This window comes from Rhodopseudomonas pentothenatexigens, from assembly GCF_900218015.1.
Lineage (GTDB): Bacteria > Pseudomonadota > Alphaproteobacteria > Rhizobiales > Xanthobacteraceae > Rhodopseudomonas > Rhodopseudomonas pentothenatexigens.
Window position 1 is genome coordinate 138,236 of sequence record NZ_UFQQ01000008.1, and the last position, 18,926, is coordinate 157,161.

Here is an 18,926-nt window from a genome sequence, read left to right on the forward strand (position 1 = left end):
GTTGCTCATCGTCCCAAATCTACGCGGGACGCAGCACACCGCTCCCAGATTCGCTCGAATTCCATGTGAAACAGATGGTAGAGACCGTCGTGATTACTGGTGCTCTCCAAGAGCCAAACCGGCGTTTCATCAACGTGCGGTCCACTTGGTAGATAGTACTGCACCCAAAGCGTCGAGTTGGTGATCATCAACTTCCAATTCGGCTTGCCGTCATAATAGCGGACCTCTATGGAATGACCAGCTTTCCGAAGCTCCTTCAACCGACGCACCGAGGTAGAAATGGCTTTTTTGTAATCAGCAGCGTTTGTCCCTACCGCCGCCGCCCGCCTCTTCATCGGAGTCGTGCCCGGCTTACATAGGATGACATTTACGGTCCCTCGGAAGCTCTTTAAGACATCATACAGCGGCGCTCCCGGCCCGCCGAACGTATCGACGCCATTTGCACCTAAGATATAGAGATACTTATTCTCTGGGCACAAAATATCATCACAAAGCGATCGCCACGGGGCACCGTCCTCGCTTTGTTTTGCATGCGGATATCGACCAATGATGCCAGCCTGCCGCACAAGCGCATCGTTTGCATCGGCATTCTTCAGCACCTCACTTTGCCGATTCAGAACGTTATTAGCTCGAACCAGCAAAACGCCAAGTACAACCGTAGCGCCACTGAGAATCAGTACAGCGGCTGTAATAAGAGGCCGCTGGACTATGAGTGAGTATGAGGGAGAAACGACCCACTGGTCGACGAGCGTCGGCAGGTCGACAAGCGACTTTATAAGCAGACTTCTTGCTTCATCCCAATCCGGGGTGTGATCGAGGCCGTAGACGTTTCTAACAATCGCGAGGGCGTAGACACTAAGTGCCGCGAGCAGGAAGGCGCGAACGTACTTCCACGCTTCGCCGAGACCGTCGGAGAGAGCAACGCCTGCAGCTGACTTGATTTTGCGTATTAACTTCAGCAAGCGTCACCCTTAGGCGACGCGATCGCTTCCAAGCTTGCCACGCAGTGATGACGGAGCGAGAATCGGCTGGTCCAATCTAACGTCTTTGTGCTCATAGCGCAGCTTGGCGTCCACATATCGGGACCCGATGGAAATTCCGCCCGCGACTGCAGCGACAACGCTTCCAGCCACCCCGAAAATGATTAGTAATTCATTCATCTGAAATCCCCCGGGCCTAAGGCCATATCACCACGGGACGTGCGACTGAAGGGTGCGTCGAATCGCGTTAACATCTGTTTTACAAGTGTGGCAAAAATGCAACTAGCAGAATGTCAGCACCGTTTATCGCGACCTTGAACAACGTTAGTGTGGGCTTTGCGTTCCGAGTTCAGGGCTAACGCCACGGCGCCCGCATCTTCGGGCAGCTCGTCGGACCGCACACGAACGGCACCGCCAACCGCTCCCGGATCAGTACCCTCCCCACGTCCACGCCATCGGCCTTCAGCACTCCACAGCGCCGGCCGAAGTTGCACGCCATCGTGCCCTCGGTGCCCGGCCGGCAGGAGCACGGCACGATGGCGTAGTCGAGCTTCCCGCCGCGGATGATCTCGCGCAGCCTGGCGGCGGCGCGGCCGCCGAGCTTGCGCTCCTTCTCGCTCTTTGCCCGCCGCGTCTCTGGTGCGTTGAAGCCGACGAGGCGGTGGTCGGGCTTCGTGCCATCGATGCGGATGGTGTCGCCGTCGATCACCCGAATGCGGGAGGCGTCGATCGGCTCAGCCGCGGCCGCGCCGACGAATAACGCACCTACCAGCGCCAGGATCGTCCGCATCATTTGTGCGCCCCTTCATCGGCGGTCTTCGAACCGCGGCCGCCGGTTTGGACGTTCTCGGCGACGCATCGCTTCTCTGGCGGCGTGCCGCAGACGCGGCCGAATTCGGCCCAGCCGACGCATTTGCCGCTCGGCCCACGATAACCGGGCCCGCCCCGATCGCCGCAGTCGGCGGTCGCCGGCGCCGCCGCCACCATGCTTGCGAGGACGAGCCAGGTGCCGGCGACTCGCGGCAGCCCCGCTCTCACGGCTCAGATCGATCCGGCCGCACCTTGGGAAACGTCGACCACGTGCCGGTCGCTCCCCACGGTGATGACGATCGTGTAGTTCTTCGCTCCGCTGTCCGGCGTGACAGGCGGCGCGAGGTGGAGCTGCCCGCCGTACCACTCGCCGGGCAACAGCGTGTTGTCCTTGATGACCGCCCGCTCAAGCTGGGCCATATTGCGCTGCCCTTGCTCGATGGTGCCGGCGATCATCGCCTCGTTCTGGACGGCGGCGTTATTCTGCGCGATGACAGCGGCCGTCGGGCTGTAGAACGTGCCGGTGCGACCGCTCGGCGTCGTGTAGCTCCCGTACCCAGCTTGTGACGCGCTGTAGGCATTCGCGGCGCCAGCGACACCGACAAGGATCGCCGCCGCAACTTGCCGGTTCTTCTCTTCCTGCTGCAGCATCTCGAAGGTGACGACTTGCATCGGGTACTCGCCGCCGGCGACGCGCTGGTTGGCTTCGACCTGGGAGACGCGGAAATCGATCGGCGCCCGGCTCAGGTTGTTGATGCCGACCACGAAGACGGGGCGGCCGTTGGCCTGGATCTGCCGTGACGCGGGCCTCACGAGCACCAAGGAGTTCTTCTGGCGCGACACCAGCGCTGGCTGACCGTCCCGCATCAGCGATTGCTGGTTCGGATTTGATGCCTTCAGCGAAACCGTTTCGCCGGCGCTGACGCAGCCAGCCAGTGCGGCGCAAAGCACCGCGGGAATGAATTGACGCATACCTGTTGCCCCCTGCAATTGGCAGCAGTTTGGACTCAGTTTACCGCCGCGTGCAAGTGGCGCCGTCGGCAACTTAGGGACAATGCCGGGATGACTTCCAGCCGCCCGCCGAGTTCGCCGCGACGGCAACGCCGCAATCACGACAGACCGCCAGTAGAGTCGCAGTGGTCAGCGGCGTGCGCGCTGCGACCGCTTCCGCTCCGCTCAGCTGGATTTCCTCGGCCAGCTCTTGGCGCGACCGGCCGGTGAGGTGCCGCACTGCGGCTTCCCTGACATTCGCCACGTCATTAGCGGTCGCTTCGTCCAGCGCTCGGTGAGCCTTCGCATCGCGGTAGCGGTGGTCTTGGTCGTATCGCTTGTTCGTCGGCGGCGTGAACGCTTGGCTGCCGTGCTCGATCTGGATCCGGGCAAGGAAGGCGGCGATCCGCTGCTCGACCGTTTCGCGCCGGCGGGGTCGGTCGGGCAGTTGACCGAGATGGCGCGCGACATTTGCGAGCTTGAACCGATCGACATCGGCTCGCGAGAACCGCGCATGGCCGCCAAGCGTGAGGAATGCGGCCCGCAGCCCCTTCGACCGCATCCAACGGCGGACAGTGTTCCCGTCGACACCGAACTCCTCGGCCAAATCGCTCACTTTCAACCACTCGTCAGTCATTGGCCCTCGCTTTCAAGGCCGCTCCACTGGGGCACCTGTTACCGCTCGTCAATCTTGATTAGCGCGTACTTTGTCGGCTTTTCAGGCGTAGCGAATTGATGTCGGCGAAGCTTGGCGGCTCTGACGGGGCGTATTTCTGTGTCGCTTTTGTCGGCTTTGGGTGTTGCGAAATGTCACGCGGTTACGAACGGGAAATATGGGGAAAAATGTCCGTCGTTCGCGGGGTACAGTGAAACTTGAGGCGTGCGACTTGATGTTTGTACCGATCGGTACAAAACACCCTAACCGCGCTGCCCCCTCGGTGCTCTGCACTCGTCATGCCCGGGTTCAGCCCGGGCATCGTTGCAGGCTGTTTAGTCCCGGGACCTCTGCCCGAGCATCCGACGATCGCGATCCTGCATCCGAAGATCACAGGAGCGCGGCGCCGAGCTCGGCCGGGTAGCGCCTTGAGATCGTCGGATGGTGTCGATGAACGGCGGTGATAGCAAGCCCTGCGCCGAGCGCGTGATGCGCCCGGCGTTCTAGGCGGATCGGCAGCGACGCTGCGGGGCTATCAGTTAGTCGAGGTACGAAGGTGTGGCTGCTTCGCACACCCGCCGGTGAGAGCCCGACCCAATAGGAGGCCCGTGGAGGAGTTTTTCGGGGGTGGGACGTCCACGTGCCGCGGCAGGGGGTCGAAAAACGAACCCAGCGGTCCGGCTGCCGGCCTGGCGGGGCTGCCCAACCTTGCCGGTTCGGGCCAGAATGGGGGCGGAGCTCGATCGCCGGTCTTTGGCCATGGCGTCGAGCAATGCCGGCACATCCTCAAGCCGTGCTGCTGCCAGCTGCCGCGACTGCTCGGGTGTCAGGTCTCGAAACTCAGGCCGGAACGCCTTGTCCCGCGGTGACAGGACCTCAGGCTCCCGCTTCTGCGATCGCCTCGCCTTGCGGGCCTCAGCGGCGGCAGCCAGCGCGGCGGCCTTTTCCGCCCTCGCGGCCGCCCGCGCCGCGCGGCGCTCCCCCGCGGCCTTCGCGTTCGCTGCTGCTTTGGCCTCCCGCTCTGCTCTGGCTTTCGCCCTGCGCTCCGCCTGGACCCGCGCGGCACGCTCGGCCGCTGCCTTGGCCTCGCGCCGCTCCCGCAACGCGCGCGGCCGGCTGGCCGGCTTCAGCACCTCCCGGCTGCGCTTCGCGGTGGCGCGCTTCTCGGCCCTTGCGCCCTTCGCCTCGGCGGCTGCGCGCTCCCGCTCCTTGGCCTTGGCGCGGCGCTTAGCCTCCGCCTTCGCGGCCTTCGCCCGCCACCGCTTGGCCGCAGGCGACTTGTCAGTCGGCGCAAACCATGTGGCCGGGGCTCCGGGGCGGCGGTGCTGCTCACACCGGCGAGTAATCCCTTGGCGCGAGTGGATCCGCCAGCGGGAGGCGACGGTTTCGAACCGCGCGCCGCAGTCCGCGCAGTACGACGTGCAGCCGAGCAGCGGATTGTCCGAGTCGTTGCGCTCGGTGAACACCCGACGGGTGACGGTGTAGGTCTGCTGGCCGATCCGGAAGCGATGGCCAATGTCGTAGCTCCATGCGGGATGCTTTCGGTTGCTCACAGCGCACCCCCGGGTCGCGAGCCCGCGGGGCGCTGGCCTGCCGCGGTCCAGGCAGCGGTGGCGAAACCGCCAGCTGTGGATCGCCCACGGTGGGGATGTCGGTTTTGATCTTGAGTGCGGTTTCCCCGAAACACCTCAAGTCGCCGGCTGGTCCGGTGGTCCGCATGTATAGTCATGCGGACCAACCGGACCAAACACAGCCCTGGAGCACCGGACCGGACCGGACCAACACCGGACCAAAGCGGACCTGCCCTCATGGTGATAACCTAACGTATTGGCCGTTCGCGGTTTTTGTGACCACGCCGCTGTCGATCAATGGCTGCAACGAGCGGTCCAGAGCCTGTTTCGCGCCGCTTACGCTGCCACGGGCGGATCGGATGGCCTGGAGCTGGCCCGCCCACTCGCCGAATGTCGCTATTGTCGCTTTTACATTCGGGTCGGCCGTGCTCTTTCCAGCGAGGACCGCGTCCAACGCCGCCAGCGCTTCTTCCTGTGCGGGGGTGAGCTCGACCTTGAACTCCGCCTCCGCGCGGTCGACCCAATCGACCACGACCGAGGTGATCGCATCGCCCTCAGCGTCCTTTCCGAGCTCGACGACCTTGATACGGAATGCCAGCCGCTCGATCTCCGCATACTCCTTGACGCGCGGCGTGGTGACGGTGCGCAGCTTCGTCTTCTGGTCGATGTCGACTTTGATGAGAAGGTCGATGTCATTGAGCATGATCGACGAGCCGCGATAGTCGGATGACGCGTCCTTGGTCGGATGGTGCAACAGCAGGACCGTTGCGCCGGTCTTCCGCGTGATCATGGCGCAATTCTTCAGCACAGCGCGGACGTGTTCCGGGTTCGATTCGTCACCGCCGCCGAGCGCGTGCGAAAGCGTGTCGATGACGACCAGCCCGGCCGGCACTCCGAACCGTTCCGCACCGGCTATTACCGCCTCGACGATCGCGTTTGCGTCTCTGGCGGATGTTCGGAGGTCAAGGCTTCCCGCGACGAACTCGAACGGCACGCCCTCCGCGGCGCCGGAGAAGTGTTCTCGGCGCAGCGCCTCCATTCGGTTCGACAACCCGGTGAAACCCTCCGTCGAGCAGTGCAGCACGTAGGACCGCTTGACCTTTCGGCCTTGCCATTCCTTGCCAACCGCGACGTGGGCCGCAAGATCCAACGCCAGCGGGGATTTGCCGGCGTTCGATGGGCCGCTCATCATGGCCGTCATCCCGTAGTTCAGCAGGCCCCGCACCATGTAGTTTTGGCGGGTTGTCCAGCCGGGAGAGGTGATGTTGCGCACGTGGAAGCGTTGCGCGGCGGCGCCTCCGTTGGAGCCTTCCGGGTCGGCTTTGCGGCGCTCCGGAGGTGGTCGATCGACGATATGAGCGGTCTGATCGTCGAACTCGACGCCCGCTAGCTGTGTCGAGCGGGTGCCGAGCGGGTTCTGCGCGTAGGTGTAGGCGTGCTCGACCTTTTCCTCCAGCTCCTCGGCGGATTTCGTCGCGGCGTGCGGCCAATGCGCAGCCATCAGCTCGACGCACTTCTCCTGCGAGATGCCGAAGTCGTGGATTGCAGTGGCGACGACGTAGCTCCCGGTCTGAGGCGCCTCGGTCGTCAGGTACTGAATTGCGCGGGCGGTGTCGTCCGGATGGTCAAGCTCTGTCAGCAGACATCCGAACTTGCCGTCAGCCGCGGCGCGAGCCCTGTTGCGCCGCCGATGCGATCCAGTCCCGGCCCCCGTGTGGTCGACGACCCACGTCGGCAGATCCGCGATTGGCGCATCGTTCAACACGGTGTAGGCAGCGCCGTCGATCGTCGAGCCTGGCGCCACGACGTAGCCGCCCAGGCCTTTCAGGTCGATGTCCGTGCCGAGTACCTTCGGAAAGTCGTCGCTGATCCCGTCCACGCGGTAGTAGCGGTGTTCGCCACCACTGGCCGACCGGACGGTGTATGTTGGCGGGAGCTCGTCATACAGCGCTTCGAGCAGCCGTAGCGTCTCGAAACCCTGCTTCCCCTGCCTGCAGTCGATGTCCACGACGAGCAGATCGGCTCGTGGTGCAATCCCAATGTTGTAGTCGATCTCGGAATCGAACGCCGGGTCGGTCCACATCTCGGCGACGCGCTGCGGGTCGGACGACGCAAGCTTACGCCAGTTCGCGCCTCGGATAGCAGGCTCTTTGCCATTCATGGCGGCCGGGAAGACGTCGAAGCCCTTTGCCGCCAGCGCGACGGCTTGATCCCGCTTGCTTGCGGCGGGCGAAATTCCGAGGAGCGCAGCACCGGCTACAGCCGGCGACACAACCCCCTTGGCGCTATCGTACAGCACCCGGTCGACCTGCCACTGGCGGGCGGCGGTATATCCGGCGAGATCGGTCACATCGGCGATGTCGTCCTTGATGACGGCCAGCCGCTGCACCTCGCGCTTGATTGCCTCGGTGGCGGCTTTCGCTTCGGCCGGAGAACACCAGGGAAGATGCCACCTGACTAAAGTTGCAAAACCGCACTGTTCGATGAAGTCAGGCCGGGCAATGCCGCCCGGCCTGCCGAGCAAATGGCGCGCGGTGGCCTCGTGTGAGCTGTCGCCGTCGGCTCGAAACGCCGCGTTGAGCCAAACTGCGCCGTCGGCCGCTTGCAGCGCGACGAGGCCGTCGGCCGCTGTGATCAGTTGAGCCTCGCTCATCCCGCGGCCCCCTCCTTCGGAGCGCGGATCACAGCGACTGGCTGGTTAGCTCGCCGGCGGCGGTTGACGTAGTCGAGCCAGGCCGCGACTTGATCCTCCCGGCAACGAATCGTCAGTTGCACCGGCAGGATTGGAAGCCGCGGTTCGACGCCGTCTTCACCGGTGACGGCGATCACGACGCTGTGTGACATGCACAGCAGCTTTTGCAGTGTGGCGGCGTGGTAGTCCTCGGGAAGTCCTTCGGCCGCCGCGTAACAGCCGGTGGGTAAGGTGCTGATCTCCACATCGACCAGATGGAAGGCGCAGCGCGGATCGCCGATGCAGCGCGCGTGGAGGTCGACCCACAATAGTTGATCGCTGGATAGTTGAAGCCCCGGGGAGACGAACAGCGAAAGGGTGTGAATCGCAGGGTTGATGTGGGAGTGCAGGGCGACAGGCTCTTTGGCGCGTGCCGCATCCCGTGACGCCGCTGCGGCTCTGTTGGTGAAAAGGCTTTCGAATTGAAGGGTTTCGTTCGGCTCCGACGATTGATCTGTGCCGCTCGGCGTGGTATCGTTCTCGTGCATTTTTCGGTTACTTCAAACTGACCCGCCGACGCTCCCCTCGCGCCGGCGGGTTTGTCTTTAGACGGAGCGGTGCCCCCCGACAGCCGCTCCAGTGTGCCCCCGTAGTCACGACCCTCGGGGAAGACGCCGCGCGGTGGATCGGTGCCGTGCGGCGAAGTTCGGCGGCGCTTAGGCGGCAGCGGCGGGCTGGGACACGCCCGCGTAGGCGAGCACAGCCGCAGCCGTGTACGAGATGCGGCGAGGCCCGATCTTGCTGACGCGCGGCCCCTCACCAGTGGATCTCCAGCGCTGCAAAGTCCGCACGCTGACGCGCAAGACCTCGGCAACCTCGGCTTCTACCAGGAGGGTTTCCGGATCGAGACGCGCCACTTTTCCAAGCGTGAAGCGATCTGAGAGCGAGGCTTCAGACCGGGCCTCTGGATTTGAAGACGTCGTGTCCACTGCGATCCCTTTCGCCAGCTAGTTTCTGGCGAGAGAATAGGACTCGCGGCAAATCGTGTCTCCCCTTGTCAATTTAAGGCATGTCGCGTTTGTCGAGTTTAGCGACAATAGGCAAGCCGCCGCCACCAGCCCGCTTAGCGGGGTATAGACACCTCAAACATACTTACTTCACGAATTGTTACATCGCCTTTGCCGTTAATTCTCGCACGGCTCCGCCTTCAGCTATTACCGTCTCAACATACGTTTCCCACAACGCCGCGGCTTGCAGCCGCTCCCGCCATCGCGGTTCACGGTCGTAGGTTTCGATCAGTTCCTCGCCTACGTGGTTGATCATCAGTTCGGCCAAGTCACGGTCAACGTGCAGCGCGGTCAGTCCCGACCGAAACGTGCGCCGGCAATCGTGGAGCGTGAACGCAACGCCGCAGGCTTCCACCAACTTCGGGTGGCGCTTCGACCATCCCGTCATGGCAGCACCGCCAGCGCCTGCGAACACATAGGGGCTGCCAGCGAATTTCGGCTGCCTTTTGATGATGGCCAGAGCGAGCGGCGGCAGCGGCACGCGATGCACCCGGCCGTTCTTTGTGCTCGTTTCCGGGATGGTCCAGACGCCAGCCCCGAGGTCCACGTCGGCGCGCCGCATGAATGCGGTTTCCTTCCTTCGCTGGCCAAGCAGCAGGAGCACGCGAACATAGTCGCCGTACGGCGCTGCCACGTTGCTGCAGCCGCGCCAGATAGCCTTGATCTCATCAGGCTCAAGCCGCCGGCCGGTTTGGGCGGTGCGTTGTGCCCGTGTCCGCCGATCTCGACGCCAGCCGGCGAGCGGGTTAGAGCTCAGCAGCCCAGCGTTGACCATCCAGTTGAGAAACGTGGTTGCCTTGGCGCGCAGATCCTGGGCGGCGCCGGGCTTCTTCTGAGTCTCAAGCTTCGCGACGCGGTCAACGATGGTTTGACGGGTGATGGTTTGCGCGTCGACCTTGCCGAGTGGCTTCAGCAGTTCGCGCCGCAGCGTGGCAACGATCGTTTTCGCGTTCACCACGCCGCGCCCGGTCAGGTGCTTCTCGTAGGCGTCAATTGCCACGTCGAGCCGCGCCGCCTCCCGTTGGCGAATCTCTTTGCGCTCTGCCTGCGGATCACCGCCGGCCGCGATTTGGCCAAGGTAGCGCCGCGCCGCGGTGCGCGCGTCAGCCAGGCGGAGTGAACCACACTCGCCAAGGTACAGGCGGCGTTGCGGCGCCTCCCGGCCGCTGCCGGCTCGGTAGAACAGGAAGTAATTCTTCTTGCCGGACGGCCAGCATCGAACGCCAAAGCCGCCAACGTCCGCGTCCCAAAGCACCACCTCGCCCTTGGCCGGCGGCTGCAGCGTCCGAATCCGTTCTTCGGTCAAGTTCACTCGGTTGGCCATGGCCGCCGCTCCAGTCCGGAAGCACCGCGGAAGCACGGAGGTGCGAAACGGTGCGTAGTTGTGTCGTCAAGTTTCGCACAAAAACGTCGATTTATCGAGGCTTCTTGCGGCTGGCGCGAATTTGCGGCGACCCCGTCGAAATCGGAGCACACTTTTGGTAAGGGAGAGGTCGACAGTTCAATCCTGTCCGGCAGCACCAGCGCATTGGCCCCCGCCCCTCACCGAACCTGCGCGTCCTCTCGCGAATCGTGCAGGGAACTCCGCAGCAGCCAGTCGGCACGGCTGGCGCCGCCTCTGGCCTGATCGGATCAGTACGACTTCGCCAGCCCGAGCACTTTCTCGGCGATGAAGCTGAGCGCGAGTTGCGGGCTGACCGGCGCGATGCGCGGGATCATCACTTCGCGCAAGTAGCGCTCGACGTGATACTCCTTGGCGTAGCCGAAGCCGCCATGGGTCATCACCGCCTGCTCGCAGGCCGAAAAGCCCGCCTCGCCGGCCAGATACTTCGCCGCGTTGGCGGCGGCGCCGCACGCCATGCCCTGATCGTATTGCCACGCCGCCGACATCACCATCAGCCACGCCGCTTCCAGTTCGACCCAGTTCTTGGCGAGCGGATGCTGAATCCCCTGGTTCTGCCCGATCGGGCGGTTGAACACGATCCGGGTCTTGGCGTAGTCGGCCGCGCGCGACAGCGCCAGCTTGCCGAGCCCGACCGCTTCGGCGGCGATCAGGATGCGCTCCGGGTTCATGCCTTCGAGGATGTAGTGGAAGCCCTTGCCTTCCTCGCCGATCCGGTCCTCGACCGGGATCTCGAAATCCTCGAAGAACAATTCGTTGGAGTCGACGATCTTGCGGCCCATCTTCTCGATCTCGTGCACCTTGATCCTGGTGCGATCGAGATCCGCATAGAACAGGCTGAGGCCGTGGGTCGGTGACTTCACCTCCTCCAGCGGCGTGGTGCGCGCCAGTAGCAAAATCTTGTTCGCGACCTGCGCGGTCGAGATCCACACCTTCTGGCCGTTGACGACGTAGCGGTCGCCCTTCCGCACCGCACGGGTCTTGAGTTGCGTGGTGTTGAGGCCGGTGTTCGGCTCGGTCACGGCGAAGCAGGCCTTGTCGCGGCCCTCGACCATCGGCGGCAGCATGCGCCGGCGCTGCTCCTCGGTGCCGAACACCACCACCGGATTGAGCCCGAACACGTTGATATGCACCGCCGAGGCGCCCGACATGCCGGCGCCGGATTCGGCGATCGTGCGCATCATGATCGCGGCCTCGGTGATACCGAGGCCGGAGCCGCCATAGGCTTCCGGCACGCAGATGCCGAGCCAGCCGGCATCAGCCAGCGCCTTGTGGAAGTCGTGGGGGAAGCCGCCCTCGCGATCTTTCTTCAGCCAATAGGCGTCGTCGAAGCCGGCGCAGATCTTGGCGATGGCGTCGCGGATGGCTTCCTGCTGATCGGTGAGGGCGAAGTCCATGGTGAGGTGATGTCCTTGAGTGCCGACAGAGCCGTTCAGCGAATGCGCGACGACAGATTCCGTCGCACGGAACGGCGTTACCTGGAGCGGCGCCTTCCGGAAGGGCGCCATCATTGTTGTTTGTGCGGCAAAACGTTCCTATAGGTCGAATCCACTGTCAACAATCGCATCCGCAATGCGATGCGCCGGAATCGCGGAGCACGCCCGATGCGTTCGATGTTGTTCGTTCCGGGCGACAGCCCGCGCAAATTCGACAAAGCGGCGCAGGGCGCGGCCGACGCGCTGATCCTCGACCTGGAAGACTCGGTCGCGCCCGAGAAGAAGGACGAGGCTCGCGCGCTGACGCGCACGATGCTGCAGGCGCCGCGCACTGCGCAGCGGCGCTACGTCCGCGTCAACGCGCTCGACAGCGACCGCACCCTCGGCGATCTCGCGGCGGTGATGCCGGCGGCGCCGGACGGCGTCGTGCTGCCGAAGTCGCGCGGCGGCGAGGATGTACGCCGATTGGGGCTGTGGCTCGATGCGTTCGAAGCCGCGGCCGGGCTTGCGGCGGGCACAACCCGGATCGTGGTGGTAGCGACCGAAACCGCCGGCGCGATCTTCGGCCTCGCCAGCTATCAGGATTGCTCGCCGCGGCTCGAGGGACTGATGTGGGGCGCGGAAGATCTCGCCGCATCGCTCGGCGCCAGCGAGAACCGCGGTGGCGGCGCGCTGCACAGTCCGTATCGGCTGGCGCGCGACCTGTGCCTGATGGGCGCCGCCGCGGCGGGCGTCACCGCGATCGACGCGGTCTACACCGACATCGACGATCTCGCCGGGCTGGAGCAGGACACACGCGCCGCGCGGCGCGACGGCTTCGGCGCCAAGGCGCTGATCCACCCTAAGCAGGTCGAGATCGTCAACGCCGCGTTTACGCCGACCGCCGAGGAGCGCGCGTGGGCGGGAAAAGTCGTCGCCGCGTTCGCGGCCAATCCCGATGCCGGCGTGCTGCGGCTCGACGGCCGCATGATCGACCGGCCGCATCTGCGCGCGGCCGAGACCATCCTCGGCCGGCTCGCGCGCTGATGCCCGCGACGACGCTCAGCGGTCGAACACCGTATTGCGCTGGGCGTTCACCAGGATGAACGTCGTCCGCTTCGGGATCTCCTTCAGGTTTTCGGCGCCGATGTAGGTCATCGCCGAGCGCAGGCCACCGGAGATCTTCTCGACCGTGGCGCGGACGTCGCCGCGATACGGCACCTCGACGGTCTTGCCTTCGGCCGCGCGATAATCGGCCACGCCGCCGTGATACTTGTTCATCGCGGTCTCCGACGACATGCCGTAGAACACCATGCTGGTCGGGGTTTTCTGCCCGTCCTGATCGGCGTACTTCAATTCGCCGCCGCATTCGTCGTGGCCCGCCAGCATGCCGCCGAGCATCACGAAGTCGGCGCCGCCGCCATACGCCTTGGCGAGATCGCCGGGGACGACACAGCCGCCGTCCGAGCAGACGTGGCCTTTCAGCCCGTGCGCCGCGTCGGCGCATTCGATCACCGCGGAGAGCTGCGGATAGCCGACGCCGGTGAGATCGCGCGTGGTACACACCGAGCCGGAGCCGATGCCTACTCGGACGATATCGGCGCCGGCGATCACCAGCGCCTCGGTCATCTCGGCGGTGACGACGGTGCCGGCCATGATGATCGCGTCCGGATTTTCCTCGCGCAGCTTGGCCACCGCGCGCACGAACGCCTCGGTGTAGCCGTTGGCGACGTCGATGTTCAGCATCGGCACCTTGACCTTGGCCTTCACCGCTGCGAGCCGGTCCCAATCGGCCGAGCCGGTGCCGACGGTGACGAACACGTTGGGGTCCTCGTCGCCGGCGAGATACTCCGCCAGCCGGTCGGGATGATGGAACTTGTGCAGGGCGACCAACGCGCCGAACGGCTTGAAAGCCTTCGCCATCTCCAGCGTACCGATGGTGTCCATGTTGGAGGCGATCAGCGGAAATCCTGTCCAGGCGCGGCTGGAATGGCGGAAGCGGAAGCTGCGGGTGATGTTGGCTTCGAACCGCGACGACAGCACCGAGCGCTTGGGCCGGATCAGCACGTCGCGAAAGTCGAGCTTGGGGTTCAAATCGATGTGCACGCACGCCACTCCCGGTTTCATCGGCCGAACGCCGACCTTAAAAAGGAATCATTGCGCATTGCTTGGCGCACGGGAAGGGAGAACGGAATGCAAGTGGCGGTGATGGGGGCCGGCGCGGTCGGGTGCTATTTCGGCGGATTGCTGTCGCTGGCCGGCCACGACGTGACGCTGATCGGGCGGCAGACCCATGTCGATGCGATCGAGGCGAACGGCCTGCTGCTCGACACCAAGGACGGCATCCAGCCCATCCCGGTGCGCGCCGTCACCGAACCCGGCGCCATCGCGCCGCCCGATCTGGTGCTGTTGTGCGTCAAATCGGCCGACACCGAGAGCGCGGGCCGCGCGCTGCAGCCTCGGTTGAAGCCGGACAGCGTGATCCTCAGCCTGCAGAACGGCGTCGACAACGCGTCCCGGCTGCAGGCCGCGATCGGCCATCCGGTGATCGCTTCGGTGGTGTATGTCGGCACCGAGATGGCGGGACCTGGCCATGTCCGGCATCACGGCCGCGGCGAGTTGCTGATCGGCGCCTCGGCGCAGAGCGATGCGATCGCCTCGGCGCTCAGCGCGGCGAAGATCCCGACCACGGTCGCGGCCGACATCGATCAGGCGCTGTGGTCGAAGCTGATGCTGAACTGCGCCTACAATGCGCTGTCGGCCGTCGCCGATCTGCCCTATGGCGCACTGCTCGCGGTCGACGGCACCGAGCAGGTCGTCCGCAACGTGATCGACGAATGCATCGCGGTGGCGCGCGCCTGCGGCGTCGGCATTCCGGACGACGCGATGGCCAAGGCGTTGGCGCTGCCGGGGGCGATGCCGAGCCAGAAATCGTCGACCGCACAGGACCTGGCGCGCGGCAAGCCGACCGAGATCGATTTTCTCAACGGCACCGTGGCGCGGCTCGGCGCCGCGCACGGCGTGCCGACGCCGACCAATCTGGCGCTGACCGTGGTGGTCAAGCTGATCGAAACCAGCCGCGGCAGCGGCGCGCGCTGAGTTACGGCGCCGCCTTGATCCGGCAGTTGTAGGCTTTGCGGAAGCCGGCGGCGCGGGCGTCGTCCTCCGAGCAGAACCAGCGGTTCGGCTTAGTCAGGCTGGCATAGCTCGGGCAGCCGCGGATCTGGTATACGCCGACATTGCCGGTGATGCGGGCCCGCTTGGCGAGCTTGCCCTTGATGGTGCAGCCCTGCAGCATCGCCGGGGTGTCGGGAAACATTACTTCGACCAGTTCGGCATGCTTGTCGTCGCGGCAGGCGGCGCCGCGCAGTGTCGCGGCCTTGTCCCAGCGTCGGAAATCGATGGGGGCGACGAAGCAGCCCTGCCACAATCCCTTGCGTTCGTCCCGCGCCCTGGTCTCGTCGCCCGCGAACCGGTCCTTGCCGCCGCTGGCCGCGTTGAGGGCGAAGCCATCCTGCACCAGGCGGCGGCTGAGGCTCTCGGTGTCGCCGGCGATCGCACAGGTGCCCAGCCGGCGGCCCTTGAACACCGGGTCGGGCCCGAGATCGCGGCAGGTGACGCTGCGGCCGCCGATCAGTCTGACCAGCGCGTCACGGGCCTCGAGCCCGCAAGCCGAAGGATCGGCGAATTGGCTGACGCAGCGCTGATCGAGCTCCGGCGCGTCGATCCCCTCCAGCCGGAAGGTCTTGTCGCCGAGCTGCAGGGTATCGCCATCCTTCACCACCGCCTCGGCGGCAAGCGCCGGCGACACCATCATCACCAGCCCCAGCACTGTCACGATCAGTCGACGCATGTCCGGAAATCCTCGTCCACCCTCTGGTTGCCACGCCGGTCGCCCCGGCGCGACTCGTATTTGTACGGGCGCCGAAATTAACCTGTCGTCGAACACCCTTCGCTAGTCTTGATTCGATTCTCTTTGCGAAAATCTTCGGAAAGCCGGAGACCGCGAGATGCAAAGACGCATCGACTGCGCCCCGCCCGCCGAGGCCACTCGCGGCGGGCCGGAGCTGCGCTCCGTCGCTCGCCGTCGCGGCAATCCAACCCCACCGCGTCGCGCGGCCGGCGACGGCCGCCCCTCGTTTCTGATCCTCGATCCGATCGCCGGCCTCCGTCGTCCCGCATCTGCATCCGTCGCGGCGGAGCCGGTAGCGGGCGCACGTGCCGCCGGGATCCATTGACCGGACCCTCGACCATGCGTTTGCGCACCCGCATCACCCTCGCTCTGATCGGCGCCTCGGTCCTCACCGCCGCAGTGCTGCTGGTCGGCCTGGTCCACACCATCGACGACGTCATCCGCCGGGCGGACGATCGAGAATTGCGCGGCCATTACGACGCGGTGATCTCGCGGTTGGCGCAGGAATCGCAGCAGGCAGCGGCGATGAGCGCGGTGGTGGCGTCGATGCCGGTGGCCCAGGCGGCGCTGGCGAAGGGCGACCGCGAGGCGCTGTTCAAGCTGTTCGAGCCCGGCTTCGCCTTCCTGCAGTCGCAATACGGCGTCGACCAGTTCCAATTCCACGTCCCGCCGGCGACCTCGTTCGCTCGCCTGCATCAGCCGAAGAAGTTCGGCGACGATCTGTCCGGGTTCCGCAAAACCGTGGTCGACGCCAACCGCCGAAGCCAGCCGATCGTCGGACTGGAATCCGGCGTCGCCGGTCTCGGCGTGCGCGGCGTGGTGCCGGTGGCGTTCGAGGGCAAGCACGCCGGCACGGTCGAATTCGGACTCAGCTTCGGCAAGCCGTTCTTCGCCGAGATCAAGGCCGAGCGCGGCGTCGACGTCACGCTGCATCCGCGCAAGCCCGACGGCACCGTCGGACAGCCGGTCGGCACCGGCCTGAGCAACAGCTTCTTCTCGCCCGGCGAGCTGCAGCAGGCTGCGACCGGCACGATCGTCACCCGCCAGGGTAGCGACGCGACCGGCAAGCCGCTGGCGATGATGATCGGGCCGGTGAAGGATTTCTCCGGACAACCGGTCGGCGCAATCGAGATCGCGATGGACAACAGCGACTACGCGGCCGCCAGCACCAGCGCCTATCTGCTGGCCGCGGTGGTGTCGGTGATCGCATTGGTGGTGGCGGCGATCGCCGGCTTTTTCATCGCGCACGGCGTCTCCGGCCCGATCCTGGCGCTGTCGAAGGTGATGCGCGCGCTGGCCGGCGGCGATCTGACGGTGGCGCTGCCGACCCGCAAGCGCAACGACGAAGTCGGCGAGATGGCCGAGGCGGTCGGCGTGTTCCGCGAAAGCATGATCGAGACCGAGCGGCTGCGCGGCGAGCAGGCCGCCCAGGCACAGCGCCAGGCGGCGCAGCGCCGCCACGAGATGCACGCGCTCGCCGAAGAGTTCGAAGCCGCGGTCGGCCGCATCGTCGAGACCGTGTCGTCGGCGGCCGGCGAACTCGAAGCGGCCGCCGCCGGCCTCGCCTCCACCGCCGATCGATCGCTCGGTATCGCCACCACGGTCGCCGCCGCCTCCGAACAGGCTTCGGCCAACGTCCATTCGGTGGCGACCGCGACCGAACAAATGACCGCGTCGGTGCAGGAGATCGGCCGTCAGGTCCATGAATCCGCACGGATCGCCCACGAAGCGGTGAGCCAGGCCGAAACCACCAACGCCCATGTCGGCGAATTGTCGCGCGCGGCGGCGCAGATCGAAAACGTGGTCGAACTGATCAACAGCATCGCCTCGCAGACCAACCTGCTGGCGCTCAACGCCACGATCGAGGCGGCACGGGCCGGCGAGGCGGGCCGCGGATTCGCCGTTGTGGCCGCCGAGGTCAAGGCGCTGGCCGAGCAGACCGCCAAGGCCACCGGCGAGATCGCCCAATATGTCGGCAGCATCCAGGCCGCGACCGGCGAGTCGGTGGGGTCGATCGCCACCATCGGCCAGACCATCGACCGTCTGTCGGAAATCTCCGCGACCATCGCTTCCGCGGTCGAGCAGCAAGGCGTCGCCACGCAGGAAATCTCCCGCAACGTCCATCAGGCGGCGCTCGGCACCGAACAGGTCACCGCCAATGTCGACGAGGTGCAGCGCGGCGCCACCGATACCGAGCACGCCTCCAGCAAGGTGCTGGCGTCGGCGCATTCTCTGTCCGAGGACAGCAACCGGCTGAAGACCGAAGTGGCGAAATTCCTCCGCCAGGTGCGCGCCGCATAGCCCGGCGCAGCAGGGCTGCCCCCCATCGACCGGGACGCCGAAGCGCTTTGCGGCTTCGCAGGCGCTTGCTAGATACCGATCCCATGTCAGATCAATCGATCCCCGATCCGGCGCTGTCGTTCGACGACAAGGCGCGGATGATCCAGAGCCGCCGCTCGATTCATGGCGCCATCATCGGCCTGCAGCTCGACCGCTATGCGCCGGCGGAGGCGTGGAGCAGCCTGCCCTATCACCCGGTGTTCGTCGGCGACGTCTCGACCGGGGTGATCCACGGCGGGGTCGTCACGACGATGCTCGACGAGAGCTGCGGCATGGCGGCGCAGCTCGCACTGCCCGGGACCGCCGCGATCGCCACGCTCGACCTGCGGATCGATTACCTGCGGCCGGCGACGCCCGGACAGGTGATGCGGGCGCACGCGCATTGCTATCACATCACCCGCTCGATCGCGTTCGTGCGCGCCACCGCCTATCAGGACGCCGAAGACGTCCCGATCGCCACCGCGACCGCGATGTTCATGGTCGGCGCCAATCGCACCGACATGCTGCGACAGACGCCGAAGGTGACGTTCGACTCGCTGCCGCCGCTGGTGGTGCCGGACGAAGCCGGCGGCCCGCTGGCGATCAGCCCGTATCCGCGCTTTCTCGGCATCCGGGTCGGCGACGACGCGCAGGCGATGATGCCGTACGATCCGAAGCTGGTCGGCAACCCGATCCTCCCCGCGCTGCACGGCGGCGTGATCGGCGCATTCCTCGAGACCGCGGCGATCGTCAGCGTGCGGCGCGAGATGGACCTCGCCACCGCACCGAAGCCGATCGGGCTGACGGTGAACTACTTGCGCTCCGGCCGGCCGCTCGACACCTTCGCCAAGGTCTCGATCGTCAAACAGGGCCGCCGCGTGGTGGCGTTCGAAGCGCAGGCGTATCAGCGCGATCCGGCCGAGCCGATCGCATCGTGCTACGGCCACTTCAAGCTGCGCTCCGGCACAGCGGACTGAACCGCCGCCGGCGTCTCGAGAATTCGTCGTCCCCGTCTCTGCGATTAAGCGCCGATTCACCAAGCTTCGCCTAGCGGAACAGGTTTCATCCTGGATTCAGGATTGCGGGAATAGGTGTCGCGCTGTCGCAGCGGGGCTTGTCGCCTCATGCGGCAC

At 65.6% G+C, this 18,926-nt stretch carries 16 protein-coding genes; 4 read left to right on the forward strand and 12 right to left on the reverse strand.

Features of this window, described 5'->3' with window-relative positions; translation table 11 throughout:
* Positions 1–5: 5 nt before the first annotated feature.
* The 10 genes from DWA33_RS24900 to DWA33_RS09535 form a co-directional block, all read right to left on the reverse strand.
* A complete protein-coding gene (locus DWA33_RS24900; RefSeq protein WP_147270231.1) occupies positions 6–962 on the reverse strand; it encodes a hypothetical protein in 957 nt (318 codons plus the stop codon).
* Between the two features lie 373 nt (positions 963–1,335).
* Positions 1,336–1,773: a thermonuclease family protein gene (locus DWA33_RS09490; RefSeq protein WP_114357833.1), complete on the reverse strand. Its 438-nt coding sequence runs from the start codon at positions 1,771–1,773 to the stop codon at positions 1,336–1,338.
* Positions 1,774–2,021: 248 nt separating this feature from the next.
* Positions 2,022–2,762 (reverse strand): hypothetical protein, encoded by a 741-nt coding sequence (locus DWA33_RS09500; RefSeq protein WP_114357835.1) that lies wholly within the window; start codon positions 2,760–2,762, stop codon positions 2,022–2,024.
* A 73-nt stretch (positions 2,763–2,835) separates the two neighbouring features.
* Complete coding sequence (locus DWA33_RS09505; RefSeq protein ID WP_114357836.1) at positions 2,836–3,417, reverse strand: helix-turn-helix domain-containing protein; 582 nt, start codon at positions 3,415–3,417, stop codon at positions 2,836–2,838.
* A gap of 557 nt (positions 3,418–3,974) precedes the next feature.
* Entirely contained in the window at positions 3,975–4,988 is a 1,014-nt protein-coding gene (locus DWA33_RS09510) for a hypothetical protein (RefSeq protein ID WP_147270232.1), read from the reverse strand.
* 253 nt (positions 4,989–5,241) lie between these two features.
* Positions 5,242–7,659, reverse strand: coding sequence for a bifunctional DNA primase/polymerase (locus tag DWA33_RS09515; RefSeq protein ID WP_114357838.1), 2,418 nt, complete (start codon positions 7,657–7,659; stop codon positions 5,242–5,244).
* Positions 7,656–8,225 carry a hypothetical protein gene (locus DWA33_RS09520; RefSeq protein ID WP_114357839.1) on the reverse strand — a complete coding sequence of 190 codons (570 nt, stop codon included), beginning with the start codon at positions 8,223–8,225 and terminating at the stop codon, positions 7,656–7,658. The genes DWA33_RS09515 and DWA33_RS09520 overlap by 4 nt, the downstream gene beginning before the upstream one ends.
* A gap of 168 nt (positions 8,226–8,393) precedes the next feature.
* On the reverse strand, positions 8,394–8,666 hold the full coding sequence (locus DWA33_RS25330; RefSeq protein WP_208639116.1) for a helix-turn-helix transcriptional regulator: 273 nt from the start codon (positions 8,664–8,666) through the stop codon (positions 8,394–8,396).
* A 178-nt stretch (positions 8,667–8,844) separates the two neighbouring features.
* A complete protein-coding gene (locus DWA33_RS09530) occupies positions 8,845–10,068 on the reverse strand; it encodes a tyrosine-type recombinase/integrase (RefSeq protein WP_114357840.1) in 1,224 nt (407 codons plus the stop codon).
* Positions 10,069–10,376: 308 nt separating this feature from the next.
* Positions 10,377–11,543, reverse strand: coding sequence for an acyl-CoA dehydrogenase family protein (locus tag DWA33_RS09535; protein WP_114357921.1), 1,167 nt, complete (start codon positions 11,541–11,543; stop codon positions 10,377–10,379).
* A gap of 207 nt (positions 11,544–11,750) precedes the next feature.
* Between DWA33_RS09535 and DWA33_RS09540 the strand changes: the two genes are divergently transcribed.
* Positions 11,751–12,608 carry an HpcH/HpaI aldolase/citrate lyase family protein gene (locus DWA33_RS09540; protein WP_114357841.1) on the forward strand — a complete coding sequence of 286 codons (858 nt, stop codon included), beginning with the start codon at positions 11,751–11,753 and terminating at the stop codon, positions 12,606–12,608.
* 15 nt (positions 12,609–12,623) lie between these two features.
* On the opposite strand, the gene DWA33_RS09545 is transcribed toward DWA33_RS09540, so the two are convergent.
* Entirely contained in the window at positions 12,624–13,667 is a 1,044-nt protein-coding gene (locus DWA33_RS09545) for a GMP reductase (RefSeq protein ID WP_114357842.1), read from the reverse strand.
* Between the two features lie 87 nt (positions 13,668–13,754).
* Between DWA33_RS09545 and DWA33_RS09550 the strand changes: the two genes are divergently transcribed.
* Positions 13,755–14,660 (forward strand): ketopantoate reductase family protein, encoded by a 906-nt coding sequence (locus DWA33_RS09550; RefSeq protein WP_114357843.1) that lies wholly within the window; start codon positions 13,755–13,757, stop codon positions 14,658–14,660.
* 1 nt (position 14,661) lies between these two features.
* Here the strand turns inward: DWA33_RS09550 and DWA33_RS09555 are convergent, their stop codons facing one another.
* Complete coding sequence (locus tag DWA33_RS09555; protein WP_114357844.1) at positions 14,662–15,414, reverse strand: thermonuclease family protein; 753 nt, start codon at positions 15,412–15,414, stop codon at positions 14,662–14,664.
* A 399-nt stretch (positions 15,415–15,813) separates the two neighbouring features.
* Here DWA33_RS09555 and DWA33_RS09560 point away from each other — a divergent pair, with 399 nt between their 5' ends.
* Entirely contained in the window at positions 15,814–17,775 is a 1,962-nt protein-coding gene (locus DWA33_RS09560) for a methyl-accepting chemotaxis protein (RefSeq protein WP_114357845.1), read from the forward strand.
* Between the two features lie 83 nt (positions 17,776–17,858).
* Positions 17,859–18,770, forward strand: a complete 912-nt coding sequence (locus DWA33_RS09565) for a hotdog domain-containing protein (RefSeq protein ID WP_114357846.1) — start codon at positions 17,859–17,861, stop codon at positions 18,768–18,770.
* Positions 18,771–18,926 lie beyond the last annotated feature (156 nt).